Origin of the sequence: Mesorhizobium sp. B2-3-12 (assembly GCF_006442205.1) — a bacterium.
GTDB lineage: Bacteria > Pseudomonadota > Alphaproteobacteria > Rhizobiales > Rhizobiaceae > Mesorhizobium.
This window is the reverse complement of the sequence record NZ_VFVR01000008.1, coordinates 290,988-307,065: the sequence shown is the minus strand read 5'-3', so window position 1 is coordinate 307,065 and position 16,078 is coordinate 290,988. Positions and strand designations below refer to the sequence as shown.

Below are 16,078 nucleotides of genomic sequence, written 5' to 3'. Positions count from 1 at the left end.
CACCATGCCGAAACTTGGTCCTGTCACGCCCATCCTGCGCATCTTCGATATTGCCAAGGCGCATGAATTCTACGTCGGATTTCTGGGATTCGAGGTGCAGTGGGAACATCGCTTCGACGACGGCGCACCGCTTTACACAGCCGTCGCGCGCGACGGCTGTGTCCTGCATCTGAGCGAACATCATGGCGACGGCACGCCGGGCTCTCACATCCGGATCGAGACGGCCGACATTGCTGGGCTGCACCACGAGTTGACCGCCAGGAAATACCGCTTTGCCAGGCCGGGTTTGGAGCAGACACCCTGGAAGACCAGGGAGGTCACGGTCGGCGATCCGTTCGGCAATAGCCTGACTTTCTATGAGGATGCGGGGGACTGACCCTACCGGTTGACAAATGCCTCGCGGATCGCTTCCTGCATGCCATCGATCGCTTCCCCTGACGCATTCGGGTTGCGGTGCATCACCACATTCGAGGAATCGATATCGCCGAACCCGTCGGCGGGGGTGAGCTCCCGGCAACCGTCCGGAATGTTGCTGCGCGAGATCGGCGCGATCGCCAGTCCCGAGGTGACGGCAAGCTTCAGGCCGCCGGTGGTGTCGCTGGAATAAGCGACACGATAGGCAAGCCCGCGTTGTTCCAGGGACCTGATGGCGAAGTCCTTGCACCAACTGACCCGGTTGTAGAGCGCGATGGGCACGGGACGCTCCTCGTGCATACGGTGCAGTGCCGACGTCACCCAGACGGTCGGGTCGTGCATCAGCACTTCGCCGCCCAAAGGATCCTGCCATTCGAACACCACGCAGAGATCGAGTTCGCCGGCGGCGAGCGCGGCGATCTGCGCCTCCGAATGCGCGTAACGCACGGTGACCTCGACCTTGGTGTGGCGCTTGGCGAATGCGCCGAGCGCGCGCGACAGGATGGCGTGGCCGTATTCCTCGGGAATACCGATGCGCACCGGCCCGCCCAGCGGCGCCGCCGCCATCGACGCAGCCGTCTCGTCGAGCAGCGCGACGATGCGGCGGGCATTGACGATCAGTTCGCCGCCGCGCCGCGTCAGTGCCACGCCGCGCGAGCCGCGCTCGAACAGGCTGTCGCCGACCAACTCTTCGAGCTTCTTCATCTGCATCGACACGGCCGATTGGGTGCGGCCAGCCTGCTCGGCCGCCCTGGTGAAATTGCCGGCTTCGGCGATGGCCACGAAGGTGCGCAGGAGATCGCTGTCGAGGGTTGGGCGCATGGAATCCGCCATAAGAAAATCTGATTGCTGGCATCATTCCAATTCGTTTGCAACATGTCAAACGCCAGTGGATAGTTGCCGCACCCACTGGATATGCGACCGCGAAATCGGCCGCGGACCAATCAAAGAGTCCTCACTCGTGCCCGCTACCCGAAACGGTGGCGGGTTCTTTTTGATCTGGACGGTCGCCGGATCGTACGCACGGGAGCCTGAACGCATGCAGAATAGGATGGTGCGCGGCGTCCTGAGCCTGTGCCTGGGCGTGCTGGTGTTCTCGCTGCAGGATCCGCTGGTCAAAGCCGTGTCGAGCGGCTATCCGGTGACCGAGGTGATGGCGATCCGTTCGATCGTCGCCTTGCCGATCCTGATCCTTCTCGTCCACGCCGACGTCGGGCTGCGGGCCATCCTGTCGCGGCGCTTCGGCCTGCTGACGATACGCGCCTTCATCCAGTTCACCTCCTACACGGTGTATTACCTGGCCATCGCCGCCCTGCCGCTGGCCGACGCCGTGGCGCTCTATTTCATGGCGCCGTTGTTCATCATGGCACTTGCCGGGCCGTATCTCGGCGAACACGTCTCCTGGCGGACGCTGGCGACCGTGCTGATTGGACTGTTGGGTGTGGTCGTGATGGTGCGTCCAGGCGCCGGGCTGTTCGATTGGGCGGCCTTGCTGTCGCTGGGCTCGGCGGCGCTCTACGGCTTCTCGCAATTGATGGCCCGCAAGATCGGCGACACCGAATCGTCCACCGTCATGGCCTTCTACCAGAACGGCGCCTATCTCGTCGGCGCCGCCGTGGTCGCCGGCTCGTTCCATCTTGCCGGCATAACTCACGCCGTCCACCCCAGCCTCGAATTCCTGGTGAGGCCGTGGATCTGGCCGACACCGCCGGATTTCCTGAAGATGGCAGCGTGCGGTTTCGTCGCCTCCGCGGGCATGATCCTGCTCTCGCAGGGCTACCGGCTGGCGCCGGCCAACCGCGTCGCCACTTTCGAATATACCGGCATCCTGTGGTCACCGTTGTGGGGCTTCCTCTTCTTTGCCGAGGTGCCCAGGTCGACGACGGTGATGGGTGCGGCCCTCATCATCGGCGCCGGTCTGCTGGCGCTCAACACTGGGCGGCGCGGGAGCGCGGCACCCGTGCTTGTCGCCAGGGATCCGGCCTGATCAGGCGAAGCAGATCAGTGCCTGCTCGACACGCGAACGGATCTCGGCCAGCGTGAAGGGTTTTTGCACGACATCGAGGATGATTCCGTTCAACTCCTCGGCGCGCTCGCGCTGGTCGGCATAGCCGGTCATCAGCATGATCTTCATCGCCGGGAAAAGTGCCGCGGCCGCAATCGCCATCTCGATGCCGTCCATCTCGGGCATGCGGATATCGGAGACGACGAGATCGTATCCGCCGTTCGCGGCCCGGATCAGCGAAAGCCCCTGGGCGCCGTCGGCGGCGATATCGATTGCGTGGCCGGCGCGTTCGAGCGCGCGGGCTGCGAGGGTACGGACGGACTCATCGTCCTCGACGATCAGAAGCTTTGCCATGGCCGGCATATTTGGCGGCCAAAAGTTGACTTTTCCTGAAAACCGGGGCGCCAGGCCAGGCTAATTTTCCTGAAGCCGTTAAGGCCTTTTTCAGCATTCACCGGTGCGGAGTGCTGGCCTCACACATCGCCTTTCACGACACCCACGAACGGCAATTCCCGAAAGGCGTGCGCGACGTCCATGCCGTAGCCGACGACGAAATAGTCGGGGCAGTCGAAGCCGACATAGTCGGCGTTGAGCGCGGTCTGGCGGCGCATGCGCTTGTCGAGCAGCACGGCGATGGAGCAGCTTTTCGCGCCGCGCGACAGCATCAGGTCGCGGGTGAAGCTCAGCGTCTTGCCCGATTCGAGGATGTCGTCGATCAACAGCACATCACGGCCGGCAACCTCGTTGTCGATGTCGCGCAGCACCCTCACCTCGCCGCTGGTGGTGCCGGCGCCATAGCTGGAGATGAAGATGAACTCGACTTCCGGCGACAAGCCGACATCGTGCATGGCGCGGATCAGATCGGCGGCGAAGATGAACGAGCCTTTCAGCACCGAAATCACCAGCAGATCATGGTAATCGTGTTCGGCGATCTCCTTGGCGAGTTCGAGATTGCGGCGCGCGATCGCCGACGCGGAAAACAGGACTTCGATGTCCTTGTCGCGTACGATGGGCATTGCTGGTCTTCCCCAGTGGTCGCCTACTCGGCGAAAGTGACCAAAACGGTCTTGACCCCGTTCTTAGGCACGTCGAGCCGGCTGGCAAAGCCGAATCTTTCGCCCGATGCCAGCGAACGGCCGGATGTCCCCAACGTATAGCGGATTGTTTGCCCGTCATTGCCCGTCACCCGGATTTCGAGCGGCGGCATGGTCGCGAGGCCCGTTCCGTCATTGGCGGCCTCGCCATCGACGAACAGCACCGGCTTAGGGCCCGAGGCGTCGACGCGGGAGGTGACGCCTGAAATGGTCAGCGCCGACGCTTGCGCGCCGCCGAGGAACGGCGCCTGGCGCATCAGCGCATGGCCGCCCGAGACCCAGAAGGCGGCAAGGGCGGCACCGACGCCGGCGATCCAGAAGATCGGACCGCCGCGCGAGGCCGGCGGCCTCTCCGCCGGCGCTTCCGGCTTGCGCAGCATGTCCATGCCCTCGATGGGCGGGGTGACAATCAGGCGCGGCGGGGGCGAAGCGTTTTCCACCGGTGGGACGGGCCGCGACATGACGACGTAGTCCGCATCGATGACATCGGCCGCCGGACCGCGCACGATCCGCTCCGCCATGGCAATTGCGGGCGGTTCGGTCATGATTTCGCCGGAAACCGGGCGCGCGGTTCGTTCCTCAGCCATGATGGCCCCAGCATTGCAGCACGTTCGCTTTTCGTTTCTTTTGCGTAAACACAAATGGTTAACGCTTCCCCACCGGAGCCCTCGTGACGAGCCGAAACAACCCAGGAATTAACCGCCGGTTAACCATGCGGGCCGATGGTCTTTTTCCAGAACAGGCTGGCTCGCCGCCACCCGGAATCTCAGGTCGTCGAAATTGATTCGCTTCGAAAATGTCGGCCTCCGCTATGGCATGGGTCCGGAAATCCTCCGCGACATCTCCCTGCACATACCGGAGCGCTCCTTCCAGTTCCTGAGCGGGCCTTCGGGCGCCGGCAAGTCGACGTTGCTGCGCCTTTTGTTCATGTCGCTGAAGCCGACGCGCGGGCTGATCACCATCTTCGGCAAGGACCGCTCGCGCATCTCACGCACCGAACTGCCGCACCTGCGCCGCCGCATCGGCGTGGTGTTCCAGGATTTTCGCCTGCTCGACCACATGACAACCTACGAAAACGTCGCGCTGCCGCTGCGCGTGCGCGGGCGCGAGGAAGCGAGCTACCGCACCGACGTCACCGAGCTGTTGAAATGGGTGGGGCTGGGCGAGCGCATGCATGTGCTGCCGCCGGTGCTGTCGGGCGGCGAGAAGCAGCGCGCCGCGATCGCCCGCGCCCTGATCGAGCAGCCCGAAATCCTGCTTGCCGACGAACCGACCGGCAATGTTGATCCGCCGCTGGCGCGGCGCCTGCTCAGGCTGTTCATCGAGCTCAATCGCCTCGGCACCGCGGTGGTGATCGCTACTCACGACCTCGGCCTGATGGAACAGGTCGACGCGCGCCGCATGATTCTGGCCGGCGGAAGGCTGGATACCTATGACTGACCTATCGGCGGACCATTTCGAGGAGCAGGATGCCGAGGCGGTCGAGGCGAGGCCGCGCGCACAACGCAAGATGGCGCCGATCGTGCCGGCGCAGAACATTGCCGGTCGCGCTTTGGTGCTGGTCATCGCCATCATGACCTTCCTGTCCTGCCTGACCTTCGGCGCCGTGACGCTGGTACGCGACACAGCCTCGGTCTGGGAGAACCAGATTTCGCGCGAGGCGACGATCCAGATCAAGCCGGCCGACGGACTCGACATGGAGGCGGCCCTTACCCAGGCCTCGCGGATCGCCGGCGAATTTCCCGGCGTGAAGTCGACCCGGATCATCGACCGCGAAGCGACCGCAAGGCTGCTGGAGCCGTGGCTGGGTTCGGGCCTCAACATCGACGACCTGCCGGTGCCGCGGCTGATCATCGTCACCATCGACGAGACCAGTCCGCCCGACTTCGCCGCCATGCGCGCCGCGATCACGCCGAAACTGCCGAGCGCATCGCTCGACGACCACCGCACCTGGGTCGACCGGCTGGTCGCCATGGCCCGCACCACGGTGACCATAGGCATCGCCGTTCTGGCCCTGATGCTATCGGCGACCGTGCTGACGGTGGTGTTCGCGACCCGTGGCGCCATGGCCGGCAATGGCCACATCATCGAGGTGCTGCATTTCGTCGGCGCCGAGGCGGCCTTCATCGCGCGCGAATTCCGCCGCCATTTCCTGGTCACCGGCATGAAGGGCGCGGCCGCCGGCGGCGCTGCGGCGGTGCTCGTCTTCATCGTGTTTTCCTGGTGGTCGTCGCGCAACATGGCAACGCCGCAGGCCGATCAGGCAACGGCTTTGTTCGGCAATTTCGCCATCGGCTCGGCGGGTTACGCGGGTGTCGTCCTGATGGTGCTGGTGATCGGCGCGCTGACGGCGGCGACCTCGCACGCCACGGTCGTCGCCTATCTCAGCGACATCGACGTTCGCCAGCCCGACGCATGAAAAGAGATACGTTCTTGCTTAGACGGCGTCGATGAAAAGGGGGCGATCACGGATGGAGAATTCGCGTAACGCAAAGTGCATCTTTCACCTATCAAAGGCCGTATTTCGGGATTAACCATATGGTCATGGACGTGCGGGATTCGACCGGAACGGCTGGACAGATGCCAGTGGTGGTTGCCCGTTGGCGCGGCCACCCCCGGATTAGCCGTTTAAAGACCGCTCTGCGGATGTCCGCTCTGTCACTCCTCATTCTCGCGACCTTGTTTGCCGGTGGCTTTGGCTGGTTCGCCAACAAGGTCAGCCATCTGGCCACGCCTGCCAATCCGGCCAAGGCCGATGCCATCATCGTGCTCACCGGCGGGCAATCGCGCCTCGACGCCGCGATGGAGCTGCTGGCGTCCGGCAAGGGCGCGCGGCTCTTGATCAGCGGTGTGCATCCCTCCGCCAGCCGCCGCCAGCTTCAGGCGGCGACCGGCGGCGACAAGAAGCTGTTTTCCTGCTGCGTCGACATCGATCGCGCTGCGCTCGACACGATCGGCAATGCCGAGGAAAGCGCCAAATGGGTGGAAAACCATGCCTATGGCACGGTGATCCTCGTCACCAACAACTATCACATGCCGCGCAGCCTGCTGGAGATGGGCCGACTGCTGCATGGTGCCAAGCTGGAGCCCTATCCGGTGGTCAATTCCAACCTCGACAATGGCGGCTGGCTGACCAAGCCGCAGGCGTTGCGCGTGCTGTTCACCGAATACACCAAATATCTGCTGGCGCTGGCACGTGGCATCGTGCCGGTGAAGCCGACGCCCGACGGCATCGCGCTGGCCGAAACCGCGGCCGGCGGCTGATCCCGCGTCATTCCTTGGCGGCAGCCCCCGAGATTCCCTTGAGACGTGCGATCTCCTGCTCGAGGTGCTGAATGCGCCGGTCGCGCTCGCCAAGTGCCGCTGCCACATCGGCTGCCTCGAAACGCTGCGGTATGTGCTGCGGGCAATTGGCATCCCAGGCCGAGGCGGTCAACAGGATGACCTGCTCGGGCCGCGCTCTGTAGTCCTGAGGCATCAGCCTCGCCGTCAACTCAGGGTCATCCTCGACGACACGGGCCGTACCCCAGATCTTGATGCGCTGGCGCGTCATATAATCGATCAGGAACAGGAAGGCCCTCGGATTGTCGGCCAGATTGCCCTGGGTGATGAACTGCTTATTGCCTAGAAAATCCGCGAAGCCGATCGTCTTTTCATCCAGCACCCTGAGAAAGCCGGCAGGCCCGCCACGGTGCTGGATATAGGGCTGACCATCGCCATTGGCGGTCGACAGGAAGACGCTGGTCTGCATTTCGATGAAAGCGGCAAGGTCCGGTGTGATCGCCGATTGCCAGCCGCCGCGCTCCTCGACGCGGGCATAGGACTGGCGCGAACCCTTGCGCGCCTGGATCGCCTTGATCGTCGGCGTGAAGGCGACATCGCTGGCAAAGGCGTGCATGTTCATCGAAACCTCCTGGCATGCGACATCCCCGGAGCCCGAGCTCCGACGGCGCGAATCATCGCTCGCCCACTGGCGGCGTTTGCACCCCACCCATATGCGACCTTCCATATTGCGAATGTAGATGTCATACTCGCAACCCTCCCTTCCATTTTCCGGAAGAACGATGGATCGCCTCGAAGCCATGTCCCTTTTCGTCGCGGCGGTGGAAGATGGCAGCCTTTCCGCTGCCGCACGCCGTTCGGGCGTTCCGCTCGCAACGGTCAGCCGCAAAGTCTCCGAACTGGAGCGGCATCTGAAGACCCGGCTGTTGAACCGTACGACGCGGCGGCTGACGCTGACCGACGCGGGCCACGCCTATCTCGCGGCCTGCCGCCGCATTCTCGACGAGGTCGGCGACGCCGAACGCACCGCCGGCGGCGAATACAGCGCCCCGACCGGAGAACTGATCATCACCGCGCCGATCGTCTTCGGCCGCCTTCACGTGCTGCCGGTCGTCACCGAATTCCTCGCCGCCTATCCCCTGGTGGATATCCGCCTCACGCTCGGCGACAGGATAAGCCAGCTGGCCGAGGATCATATCGACCTCGCCGTTCGCATCGGCAGGCTGCCGGATTCGCGCATGGTCGCCATCAGGGTCGGCTCGATCGGTCATGTCGTCTGCGCAAGCCCGGCCTATCTGGCCGCGCACGGCATTCCCCGGGTCCCGGGAGATCTTGAGACCCATAGCTGCATCGCCTTCGAAAGCCTTGGCTCACCCGCCACCTGGACCTTCGCGGTGGACAGGGCTGATCTTGCCGTGCCGGTCCGCTCGAGGCTCAGGGTCAACACCGCCGAGGCGGCGATCGATGCGGCGATCAACGGTGTCGGATTGACGCGGGTGCTTTCCTACCAGATCGTCGCGGCAGTACGATCAGGAACACTGCGCTCCGTGCTCAGGGAGTTCGAAGCCGAGCCCTGGCCGGTAAACCTGGTGCATGAGGGCCAGGGCCGGCTGCCGGTGAAACTGCGCGCCTTCCTCGACTTTGCCGCCCCACGCCTGAGGAAACGCCTGGCTCGCGCGACCTGGTAGGATGGGCAGCATCGCACCGTTTCCTTTTTTTGCGCGCTTAGTGTAACCAACGCACACCTCCTCACCGGACCTCCCCCATGCTCTATGTCAGATCGCTGGCGTTCAATTTCGTCTTCTACGTCAATCTGATCGTCCAGATGATCCTCTGGACCCCCTACTATTTCCTGTCGCCGCGCCACCGCGCCTGGTTCGTGCCGAAATTCTGGTCGCGCACTTCGATGTGGCTCTACGACAAGATCGCCGGCACGAAGAACGAGATCACCGGACAGGAAAACCTGCCCGAGGGGTCCTTCATCCTGGCGCCGAAACATCAGTCATTCTGGGACGCGATCGCCTTCTTTCCTTTCCTTCAGGACCCGCTCTACATCCTGAAGCGCGAGCTGACCTGGATCCCGTTCTTCGGCTGGTACATCCTGAAGATGCGGATGATCCCGGTGCATCGCGGCAGCCGCTCCAAGGCCTTGAAAGCCGTGGTCGCCGCGACCAGGGAAGAGATGGCGCGCAACCCGCGCCAGCTGATCATCTATCCCGAAGGCACGCGCCGGGCGCCTGGCGACGAACCGGCCTACAAATACGGCATCGTCGAGATCTACGCGCAGCTTGGCGTGCCGGTGGTTCCGGTAGCCCATGTCGCCGGCCTCTATTGGCCGCGCCGCAAATTCCTGCGCTATCCCGGCACCATAAAGGCGCGGTTCCTGCCGCCCATTCCGCCAGGTCTGGGCAAGGACGAGTTCATGGCGCGGCTGATCGGCGAGACCGAGGCTGCCTGCGACCAGCTTCTCGTCGAGGCATCGCGCGCACCAAACCCACCGGCCTTGCCACCGACCGCGGTCAAGCGCCTTCGGGAGCTCGGCGCGAAGACCTGAAGGCCCAGGCCGTCAACCGTACACCGCCAGCACCGTGGTCAGCACCAGCGTCGCCGCGAAGAAGAGGTTGATGATCCGCGAGGCGACGGGCCTGCGCAGGAAGCGCGCGAACGCCGCACCGGCAAGAAGCCACACGGCGTGGATGACGACGATCATCGCCGCGAGAACCGTCAGTTTCGTCCGCGCGTCGAGTTCGACACCGCCGTCTCTCGACGAGGCGCCGGCGAACACGGCGGCGATCGCCACATAGGCCTTGGGATTGGCGACCGCCAGCAGAAACCCGGCCAGCCATGTCGGGCGCGAACCCTCGGCGGCACGTGCCGCCAGCGGCGGCGCCGTGGCGATCTTGAAAGCGAGATAGAGGATGTAGGCCGCGGACGCGACAACCAGCAACGGCGCCAGCTTCGGCATGGAGGCAAGCGCCGCCATGACCCCGGTCGCCACCACCAGCAGCACGGCGATCGTGCCCACGACGATGCCGCCGGTGTAACGCAGCGAATCGCGCAGGCCGAAGGCGGCGCCGACGGCGGTGACGCTTATCGTCGCCGGCCCCGGACTGCCCATGACGACGGTGGCGGCCAGCAGCAACGCGAGCAGTTGGCGCCAAAGCTCGGGTTGCGAAACAAGCAGGCCGGCCATCCGATCCTCCGCCCATGAGCCTTTCGTGCGAAGGACGGTATGGCAGGGCGTGAGGATCGTCTTGGACGTTCGTGCGTGCTGTCGGCCTCAGCCGCTGGCTTTGTCGAGTTCCGCCATGTCGTCGGCGCTCAACTTCAACGACACCGCCTTGATCAGGCTGTCCATCTGGCTGGGCTTGGTGGCGCTGGCGATCGGCGCGGTGACGCCAGGCCGCGCGATGGCCCAGGCAAGCGCAACCTCCGCCTGCTTGGCCTGGTGCCTCGCCGACACCGCATCGAGCGCCGTCAGGATGCGCATGCCCCGCGCATTGAGGTAGTCTTTCACCCCGCCGCCGCGCTCGCTTTGGCCGAGATCGGCCTCCGTGCGGTACTTGCCGCTCAAGAAACCCTTGGCCAGGCTGAAATAGGTGATGACGCCGATATCCTCGGCCACGCAGAGGTCGCGCAGCGGCCCATCGAAGGAGGAGCGGTCATAGAGATTGTATTCCGGCTGCAGCACCTCGTAGCGCGGCAGGCCGCGCAGGCTCGCCACATCGAGTGCCGCACGCAACTGGCCGGCATCGAGGTTGGAACAGCCGGCATAGCGGATCTTGCCCTTGGCGAGCAGCTTCTCATAGGCGCCGAGGGTTTCCTCGTAAGGTGTGGCCGGATCCGGCCAGTGCGACAGATAGAGGTCGATTGCGTCGGTCTGCAGTCGCTTCAGCGAGGCGTCGACGGCCTTCTCGATATAGGCGGCGGAGAGGTCCTTGTGGCCCTGCCCCATATCCGAGCCGACCTTGGTGACCACGATGACCTTGTCGCGGTTTCCCCGCTCCTTCATCCACTTGCCGATGATGCTTTCCGATTCGCCGCCCTGGTTGCCTGGAACCCAGCGCGAATAGGCGTCGGCCGTGTCGATCGCATTGAGGCCAGCCCCGACGAAGCGGTCGAGCAGGTCGAAAGAGGTTTTCTCGTCGGCGGTCCAGCCGAAGACGTTGCCGCCCAGAACCAGCGGCGCGATGGAAAGGTCGGTGCGACCGAGACGGCGTTTCTGCAAGACGGATCTCCGTGATGATTGGGGCCGGGCGATGCCGCCCGTTGGCTGGGTTCGAGCCTAACCTAGGTCTTGCCAGATCGACGTCAAAGGCCTGGCCGCCTTTTTCCGCAAAGCCAGCGCTTCACAAAAGCGCTATCCGGCGCGCCACATCCTCCAGCCAGTGGTCGCGGATCCCGAGCGCTTGGAGATGTTCCAGCGTGCTCAGCACATAGTCTTCGTTGTTGCCGGATCGGCCAACGGCGCCGCGCACGACGGCCGCCGCGTCAGCCGCATCCAGAGCCCCGGCATATTGCTCATGCTTGCGGTCAACGATATAGGCCACCGCCTCGACCGCGCCGCCGCCGTCCAGACGAACCTTCAGCGTCCGTTCGAGATAGACGCTGGTCACCAGCTCGCGCTCGCGCAGATAGGCGATGACCTCGCCGCGCACTTCGCCCGGCACACGGAAGGCAAGACCGATGCAGGAGCCGCCATGGTCGAGGCCAAGCACCAATCCGGGCCGCTGGCGCGTGCCCCGGTGCACGAAGGAATAGACACAAAGCGAGCGGCGGTAGCCATGCAGGTGGGCGCGCCGTGTCTCGACATGCGCGAAACCCGGCCGCCAGATCAGCGAACCATAACCGAACACCCAAAAATCGCCCATATCGCCGCGCCTGATTGAAAAAGAATGGCAACACCCCACCGGAAACCGGTGTTTTTTCCGTCCGTCCCCGGCTACCTATTCGTCACCGTCGACCTCTGTTGTCGCAACCCGAGAATCCGTACACGACATCCCTGCGTTAATGAGAGCCAAAGCATGACGTCAAGTGACGAACGCCAACCGGGTAACCGTCGCCGCCTGTGGTGGCTTGCCGCGTTCATCCTCGTGCTGTTCGCCATTTACAGCGCCGGCTGGTTCTATCTTGCCGACAAGGTCAGGTCAGAGGCCGATAAGACCGTTGCCACGCTCAACAAGAACGGCATCGAGGCCGGCTGCGCCAATCTCAAGGTCAGCGGTTATCCTCTGAGCTTCACGGTTTCCTGCGACAACCTTGCCTACGAGGACGATGCCAAGAACATTGCCGCCTCGGCCGGTTCCTTCAATGCCGTCGCCCAGATCGTCCAGCCCCTGTCGCCGGTCGCCAATCTGCGCGGTCCGCTCAGAACCTCCGTTCCGGGCATGACGCCGCTCTGGATCGACTGGGACAATCTGCAGGCCAATGTCAAATTGTGGTACCCGCTGCCGCGGCGTATCGCGCTGCAGGCCGAAGGGCTGTCGGGCCAGACCGACCCGGCCGACGACACCGACCCGGTCGAGCTGTTCAGCGCCGGCAAGGCTTCTGGACAATTGCAGCCCAACAACGGCGATCTCGACTATGTCGGCAGCTTTGGCGATCTCGAGATCGATGCCGACGCGATCGGCGGGCGCGTCCTGCCGGCGCTCGATGCCAGCGGCGACGTGTCCCTGAAGAACGGCGTCGCGCTGGTCGGCACGCAGGTCAAAAGCCTGCGCGGCCAGAGGATCGAAATCCGCAACCTCGATCTGTCGTCGGGGACGGCGCGTGTCACCCTTTCCGGGCCGCTATCGGTTGACGTGGACGGCCTGGTCGACGCCGATCTGATGATCAAGATCAAGGATCCCAAGGCCGTGGCATCCATCCTTGCCGGCGCCATACCCGAGCAGAAGAATGCGATCGAGCAGGGTTTTGCCGCCCTGGCGCTGCTCGGCAGCGAACCGTCGATGCCGCTGAAAGTGGTCAAGGGCAAGGCCTCGCTCGGCTTCATTCCGCTGGGCAAGATCAAGCCGGTGCAATAGCACCCATGGCAAGATCGGCGAGGCTCCTGAGTGTTGGCGCGCTGACGCTGGACACGATCCTACGGGTCGACACATTGCCCCACCATCAGGGGAAATTCATCGCTTCCGAAGGCGTCCAGATCGCCTCGGGCATGGCCACCAGCGCGGCCTGCGCCGCGCATCGCCTGGGCGCCGAGGTGTCGCTATGGGCGAGCGCCGGCGACGATCCGGTCGGCGACCAACTGATTGCCGGAATAGGAGCCGAGGGCGTCGATTGCAGCCATGTGCGCCGCGTCAGCGGCGCGCGCTCGGCACTGGCCTCGATCCTGGTCGACGCACATGGCGAGCGCATCATTGTGCCCTTCTACGACCCGCGCGCGCAGGCTGATCCCGCGGCTTTGCCGTTTCCCGACATCACGGCATTCGATGCCGTGCTGGCCGATGTGCGCTGGCCGGGTGCCGCGGCACTTGCCCTGAAGGCGGCGCGCGCGGCCGGCCGGCCGGCGATCCTCGATGCCGACACCGCGCCGCTGACGGTGCTGGAGCAGCTGTTGCCGCTGGCCTCGCACATCGTCGCTTCCGAGCCGGCGGTCCGCATCGTATGCGGCCACGCGCTGGATCTGCAGACCGCCTGCACCGAACTCGCTTCCCGCACCGATGCCTTCGTCGCCGTCACCGGCGGCGCGGCGGGCACATGGTGGTTCGATCGCAAGGCGGGATCATCCCGCCATGTCGAGGCCCCGAGGATCAAGGCGGTCGACACGCTGGCCGCCGGCGATGTCTTTCACGGCGCCTTTGCCGTCGGGCTGGCGGAAGCCATGCCGGTCGAGCAGGCGCTGCGCTTTGCAAGTGCCGCCGCCGCGCTCAAATGCCTGCGCTTCGGCGGCAGGCTGGGCGCGCCGGATCGGGCGGAGACGCTCGCCATGATGGCAGTGACCTGGCCGACACTCTAACAACGCTAAGGGAGTTAAGATTCAGGTCAGGCCGAGTCGAAAATGGCTGATGCCGAGAACCGGAGCGGAGCGTACCTTTGTACGTGAGCACCGGAAGCGCAGGTATCAGCCATTTGCAGGCCGGCCTCACCTGAATATCAGCTCCCTTTGGGATGCTCGACCGCCTGGCGGCCAAAGTCGGGTACGTCGATGTCCTGCCCGGCCTCGATGATCGAGCGGCGCACGGCGCGGGTGCGGGTGAACAGGTCGAAGAGCTTGTCGCCGTCGCCCCAGCGGATCGCGCGCTGCAGGAACGCCAGGTCTTCCGAGAACCGCGCCAGCATTTCCAGGATGGCATCCTTGTTGTGCAGGCACACATCGCGCCACATGGTCGGGTCGGAGGCGGCCAGGCGCGTGAAATCGCGAAAACCGGAGGCGGAATACTTGATCACTTCCGTCTTCGTCACCGATTCCAGATCGTCGGCGGTGCCGACGATGTTGTAGGCGATGATGTGCGGCAGATGCGAGACGATGGCGAGCGTCATGTCGTGATGCTGCGGGTCCATCGTGTCGATGTTGGCGCCGCAGCGGCGCCAGAATTCCGACAGCCGTTCCAAGGCACCCGCATCGGTGCCCGGCACCGGCGTGAAGATGCACCAGCGATTGTCGAACAGGTCGGCAAACCCGGCATCCGGGCCGGATTTTTCGGTACCCGCCAGCGGATGGCCGGGAATGAAATGGACGCCATCGGGCACATGCGGCTGCATCTGCGCGATGACCGAGGCCTTGGTCGAGCCGACATCGGTGAGGATCGCTCCGGGCTTCAGCGCCGGCGCGATCTCCTGCGCCACCGCCCCGGATGAGCCCACCGGCACCGAGACGATGATCAGATCGGCATCGCGCACCGCTACCCTGGCGTCGGTGGTGTAGGAATCGCCGAGCCCCAATTCCTCGGCCCGCTTGAGCGTTGCCGCGCTGCGGGTCGAGATCGCGACATGGCGAGCCAGGCCTTCGCGGCGGATGACACGGGCCAGCGACGAGCCGATCAGGCCGATGCCGACCAGCGCGATCTTTTCAAACATCGGTGATGTCATGGCGTTCCAGCTTCTCGGACGTTCTAGCTTTCAGGCGTTCTGGCTTTTCAGGCGTTCTGGCTTTTCAGGCGTTCTGGCTTTTCAGGAATGTCGTGAGCGCGGCGACGACACCGCGATTGGCCTCCTCGGTGCCGACGGTCATGCGCAGCGCGTTGGGAAAGCCGTAGCCTGAAACGCGCCGCAGAATATAGCCGCGCGCGCTCAGATAATCGTCCGCCGCCGCCGCCGAATGCTTCTGGTCGTCGGGAAAATGAATGAGCAGGAAATTGCCGACGCTCGGCGTCACGCGCAGGCCGAGCCTGGTCATCTCCTCGCTCAGCCAGGTGAGCCAGGTGTCGTTATGCGCCACGCTGCGCTCGACATGAGCGCGGTCGCGGATCGCGGCGATGCCGGCCTCGATCGCCGTCGCATTGACGTTGAAGGGACCGCGCACGCGGTTGATCGCGTCGACGATGTGCATGGGACCATACATCCAGCCGATACGCGCGCCGCCGAGGCCGATCTTGGAGAAGGTGCGGGTCATCACCACATTCTCGGCGCTGCCGGCCAGCTCGATGCCGGCCTCATAATCGTTGCGGCGGACATATTCGGCATAGGCCGCGTCCAGCACCAGCAGCACGTTTTTCGGCAGTCCGGCATGCAGGCGGCGCACCTCCTGGAACGGCACATAGGTGCCGGTCGGATTGTTGGGATTGGCCAGGAACACGATTTTCGTGCGCGGCGTCACCGCTGCCAGCATCGCATCGATGTCGGCGCGCTCGTCGGTCTCCCTGACCACGACCGGCGTGGCGCCCGCCGACTGGATGTAGATCTTGTAGACCATGAAGGCATGTTCGGTGAACATGGCCTCGTCGCCGGGCGCGAGATAAGTCTGCGCCAGCAGCCCGAGGATCTCGTCGGAACCGTTGGAACAGATGATGTTCCGCGCGTTGAGGCCATGCACTTCGGCGATCGCCTCGCGCAGCCGCCTCGCGGTGCCGTCGGGATAGATGTCGAGTTTGGCGGCAACCTCACGCGCTGCCTCGATCGCCTTGGGCGAAGGCCCGAGCGGATTCTCGTTTGACGATAGCTTGTAGACCTTGGCGACACCGGCCGGTGCGGCGCTCTTTCCCGGCACGTAGGCGTCTATCTCCATGATGCCCGCACGCGGGGTTGGACGTGCCTGATCCGGTATCTGGTTCATGTCTTGCAAAATCCGTCGAAAGCGCCTCCATCCGGAAGCCGCAGCGGAAATACAAGCCATGGCCGGCAATGT

19 protein-coding genes are annotated in these 16,078 nt (G+C 64.4%); 9 read left to right on the top strand and 10 right to left on the bottom strand.

Features of this window, described 5'->3' with window-relative positions:
* Window positions 1–4 precede the first annotated feature (4 nt).
* Complete coding sequence (locus FJ948_RS23055; RefSeq protein WP_140708454.1) at window positions 5–376, top strand: glyoxalase superfamily protein; 372 nt, start codon at window positions 5–7, stop codon at window positions 374–376.
* Window positions 377–378: 2 nt separating this feature from the next.
* Here FJ948_RS23055 and FJ948_RS23050 read toward each other — a convergent pair whose 3' ends face one another.
* A complete protein-coding gene (locus FJ948_RS23050; protein WP_140708452.1) occupies window positions 379–1,236 on the bottom strand; it encodes a LysR substrate-binding domain-containing protein in 858 nt (285 codons plus the stop codon).
* Between the two features lie 217 nt (window positions 1,237–1,453).
* Between FJ948_RS23050 and FJ948_RS23045 the strand changes: the two genes are divergently transcribed.
* On the top strand, window positions 1,454–2,401 hold the full coding sequence (locus FJ948_RS23045) for a DMT family transporter (RefSeq protein WP_140708450.1): 948 nt from the start codon (window positions 1,454–1,456) through the stop codon (window positions 2,399–2,401).
* Here the strand turns inward: FJ948_RS23045 and FJ948_RS23040 are convergent, their stop codons facing one another.
* The 3 genes from FJ948_RS23040 to FJ948_RS23030 all read right to left on the bottom strand — a co-directional run bounded on the left by FJ948_RS23040 (window position 2,402) and on the right by FJ948_RS23030 (window position 4,103).
* Window positions 2,402–2,773 carry a response regulator gene (locus FJ948_RS23040; RefSeq protein WP_181173781.1) on the bottom strand — a complete coding sequence of 124 codons (372 nt, stop codon included), beginning with the start codon at window positions 2,771–2,773 and terminating at the stop codon, window positions 2,402–2,404. It abuts the gene before it with no gap.
* A gap of 119 nt (window positions 2,774–2,892) precedes the next feature.
* Window positions 2,893–3,435, bottom strand: a complete 543-nt coding sequence (hpt, locus tag FJ948_RS23035) for a hypoxanthine phosphoribosyltransferase (RefSeq protein WP_140708446.1) — start codon at window positions 3,433–3,435, stop codon at window positions 2,893–2,895.
* 23 nt (window positions 3,436–3,458) lie between these two features.
* Window positions 3,459–4,103 (bottom strand): hypothetical protein, encoded by a 645-nt coding sequence (locus tag FJ948_RS23030; protein ID WP_140708546.1) that lies wholly within the window; start codon window positions 4,101–4,103, stop codon window positions 3,459–3,461.
* A 190-nt stretch (window positions 4,104–4,293) separates the two neighbouring features.
* On the opposite strand from FJ948_RS23030, the gene ftsE reads away from it, so the two are divergent.
* The 3 genes from ftsE (at window position 4,294) to FJ948_RS23015 (ending at window position 6,777) form a co-directional block, all read left to right on the top strand.
* Window positions 4,294–4,953 (top strand): cell division ATP-binding protein FtsE, encoded by a 660-nt coding sequence (ftsE, locus tag FJ948_RS23025; protein ID WP_140708444.1) that lies wholly within the window; start codon window positions 4,294–4,296, stop codon window positions 4,951–4,953.
* Complete coding sequence (locus tag FJ948_RS23020) at window positions 4,946–5,932, top strand: ABC transporter permease (RefSeq protein WP_140708442.1); 987 nt, start codon at window positions 4,946–4,948, stop codon at window positions 5,930–5,932. Before ftsE ends, FJ948_RS23020 begins: the two co-directional genes overlap by 8 nt.
* Before the next feature lie 119 nt (window positions 5,933–6,051).
* Entirely contained in the window at window positions 6,052–6,777 is a 726-nt protein-coding gene (locus FJ948_RS23015; RefSeq protein ID WP_140708440.1) for a YdcF family protein, read from the top strand.
* A gap of 7 nt (window positions 6,778–6,784) precedes the next feature.
* Here the strand turns inward: FJ948_RS23015 and FJ948_RS23010 are convergent, their stop codons facing one another.
* Window positions 6,785–7,417, bottom strand: a complete 633-nt coding sequence (locus FJ948_RS23010; RefSeq protein WP_140708438.1) for a pyridoxamine 5'-phosphate oxidase family protein — start codon at window positions 7,415–7,417, stop codon at window positions 6,785–6,787.
* Window positions 7,418–7,577: 160 nt separating this feature from the next.
* Here FJ948_RS23010 and FJ948_RS23005 point away from each other — a divergent pair, with 160 nt between their 5' ends.
* Window positions 7,578–8,483: a LysR family transcriptional regulator gene (locus FJ948_RS23005; protein WP_140708436.1), complete on the top strand. Its 906-nt coding sequence runs from the start codon at window positions 7,578–7,580 to the stop codon at window positions 8,481–8,483.
* A 77-nt stretch (window positions 8,484–8,560) separates the two neighbouring features.
* On the top strand, window positions 8,561–9,349 hold the full coding sequence (locus FJ948_RS23000; protein ID WP_140708434.1) for a 1-acyl-sn-glycerol-3-phosphate acyltransferase: 789 nt from the start codon (window positions 8,561–8,563) through the stop codon (window positions 9,347–9,349).
* A 12-nt stretch (window positions 9,350–9,361) separates the two neighbouring features.
* Here FJ948_RS23000 and FJ948_RS22995 read toward each other — a convergent pair whose 3' ends face one another.
* The 3 genes from FJ948_RS22995 to FJ948_RS22985 form a co-directional block, all read right to left on the bottom strand.
* Window positions 9,362–9,988 (bottom strand): LysE family translocator, encoded by a 627-nt coding sequence (locus tag FJ948_RS22995; RefSeq protein ID WP_140708432.1) that lies wholly within the window; start codon window positions 9,986–9,988, stop codon window positions 9,362–9,364.
* A gap of 87 nt (window positions 9,989–10,075) precedes the next feature.
* Window positions 10,076–11,023, bottom strand: coding sequence for an aldo/keto reductase (locus tag FJ948_RS22990; protein ID WP_140708430.1), 948 nt, complete (start codon window positions 11,021–11,023; stop codon window positions 10,076–10,078).
* Window positions 11,024–11,144: 121 nt separating this feature from the next.
* On the bottom strand, window positions 11,145–11,666 hold the full coding sequence (locus tag FJ948_RS22985; RefSeq protein WP_140708428.1) for a gamma-glutamylcyclotransferase: 522 nt from the start codon (window positions 11,664–11,666) through the stop codon (window positions 11,145–11,147).
* A gap of 153 nt (window positions 11,667–11,819) precedes the next feature.
* Between FJ948_RS22985 and FJ948_RS22980 the strand changes: the two genes are divergently transcribed.
* Complete coding sequence (locus FJ948_RS22980; protein WP_140708426.1) at window positions 11,820–12,818, top strand: DUF2125 domain-containing protein; 999 nt, start codon at window positions 11,820–11,822, stop codon at window positions 12,816–12,818.
* A 5-nt stretch (window positions 12,819–12,823) separates the two neighbouring features.
* Window positions 12,824–13,750 carry a sugar kinase gene (locus tag FJ948_RS22975; protein ID WP_140708425.1) on the top strand — a complete coding sequence of 309 codons (927 nt, stop codon included), beginning with the start codon at window positions 12,824–12,826 and terminating at the stop codon, window positions 13,748–13,750.
* A 137-nt stretch (window positions 13,751–13,887) separates the two neighbouring features.
* Here the strand turns inward: FJ948_RS22975 and FJ948_RS22970 are convergent, their stop codons facing one another.
* Together FJ948_RS22970 and hisC are read right to left on the bottom strand one after the other, a co-directional pair.
* Window positions 13,888–14,823 (bottom strand): prephenate/arogenate dehydrogenase family protein, encoded by a 936-nt coding sequence (locus tag FJ948_RS22970; RefSeq protein ID WP_181173780.1) that lies wholly within the window; start codon window positions 14,821–14,823, stop codon window positions 13,888–13,890.
* Between the two features lie 64 nt (window positions 14,824–14,887).
* Window positions 14,888–16,006 carry a histidinol-phosphate transaminase gene (hisC, locus tag FJ948_RS22965; protein ID WP_140708422.1) on the bottom strand — a complete coding sequence of 373 codons (1,119 nt, stop codon included), beginning with the start codon at window positions 16,004–16,006 and terminating at the stop codon, window positions 14,888–14,890.
* Window positions 16,007–16,078: the final 72 nt, after the last annotated feature.

Coding starts and splice junctions, on each gene's coding strand:
- FJ948_RS23010 (WP_140708438.1), bottom strand. CDS start 7,417: ATGAACATGCACGCCTTTGCCAGCGATGTCGCCTTCACGCCGACGATC.
- FJ948_RS22995 (WP_140708432.1), bottom strand. CDS start 9,988: ATGGCCGGCCTGCTTGTTTCGCAACCCGAGCTTTGGCGCCAACTGCTC.
- FJ948_RS23040 (WP_181173781.1), bottom strand. CDS start 2,773: ATGGCAAAGCTTCTGATCGTCGAGGACGATGAGTCCGTCCGTACCCTC.
- FJ948_RS23005 (WP_140708436.1), top strand. CDS start 7,578: ATGGATCGCCTCGAAGCCATGTCCCTTTTCGTCGCGGCGGTGGAAGAT.
- FJ948_RS23015 (WP_140708440.1), top strand. CDS start 6,052: ATGGTCATGGACGTGCGGGATTCGACCGGAACGGCTGGACAGATGCCA.
- FJ948_RS23050 (WP_140708452.1), bottom strand. CDS start 1,236: ATGCGCCCAACCCTCGACAGCGATCTCCTGCGCACCTTCGTGGCCATC.
- FJ948_RS23055 (WP_140708454.1), top strand. CDS start 5: ATGCCGAAACTTGGTCCTGTCACGCCCATCCTGCGCATCTTCGATATT.
- hisC (WP_140708422.1), bottom strand. CDS start 16,006: ATGAACCAGATACCGGATCAGGCACGTCCAACCCCGCGTGCGGGCATC.
- hpt (WP_140708446.1), bottom strand. CDS start 3,435: ATGCCCATCGTACGCGACAAGGACATCGAAGTCCTGTTTTCCGCGTCG.
- FJ948_RS22980 (WP_140708426.1), top strand. CDS start 11,820: ATGACGTCAAGTGACGAACGCCAACCGGGTAACCGTCGCCGCCTGTGG.
- FJ948_RS22975 (WP_140708425.1), top strand. CDS start 12,824: ATGGCAAGATCGGCGAGGCTCCTGAGTGTTGGCGCGCTGACGCTGGAC.
- FJ948_RS23000 (WP_140708434.1), top strand. CDS start 8,561: ATGCTCTATGTCAGATCGCTGGCGTTCAATTTCGTCTTCTACGTCAAT.
- FJ948_RS23045 (WP_140708450.1), top strand. CDS start 1,454: ATGCAGAATAGGATGGTGCGCGGCGTCCTGAGCCTGTGCCTGGGCGTG.
- FJ948_RS23020 (WP_140708442.1), top strand. CDS start 4,946: ATGACTGACCTATCGGCGGACCATTTCGAGGAGCAGGATGCCGAGGCG.
- FJ948_RS22985 (WP_140708428.1), bottom strand. CDS start 11,666: ATGGGCGATTTTTGGGTGTTCGGTTATGGTTCGCTGATCTGGCGGCCG.
- FJ948_RS22970 (WP_181173780.1), bottom strand. CDS start 14,823: ATGACATCACCGATGTTTGAAAAGATCGCGCTGGTCGGCATCGGCCTG.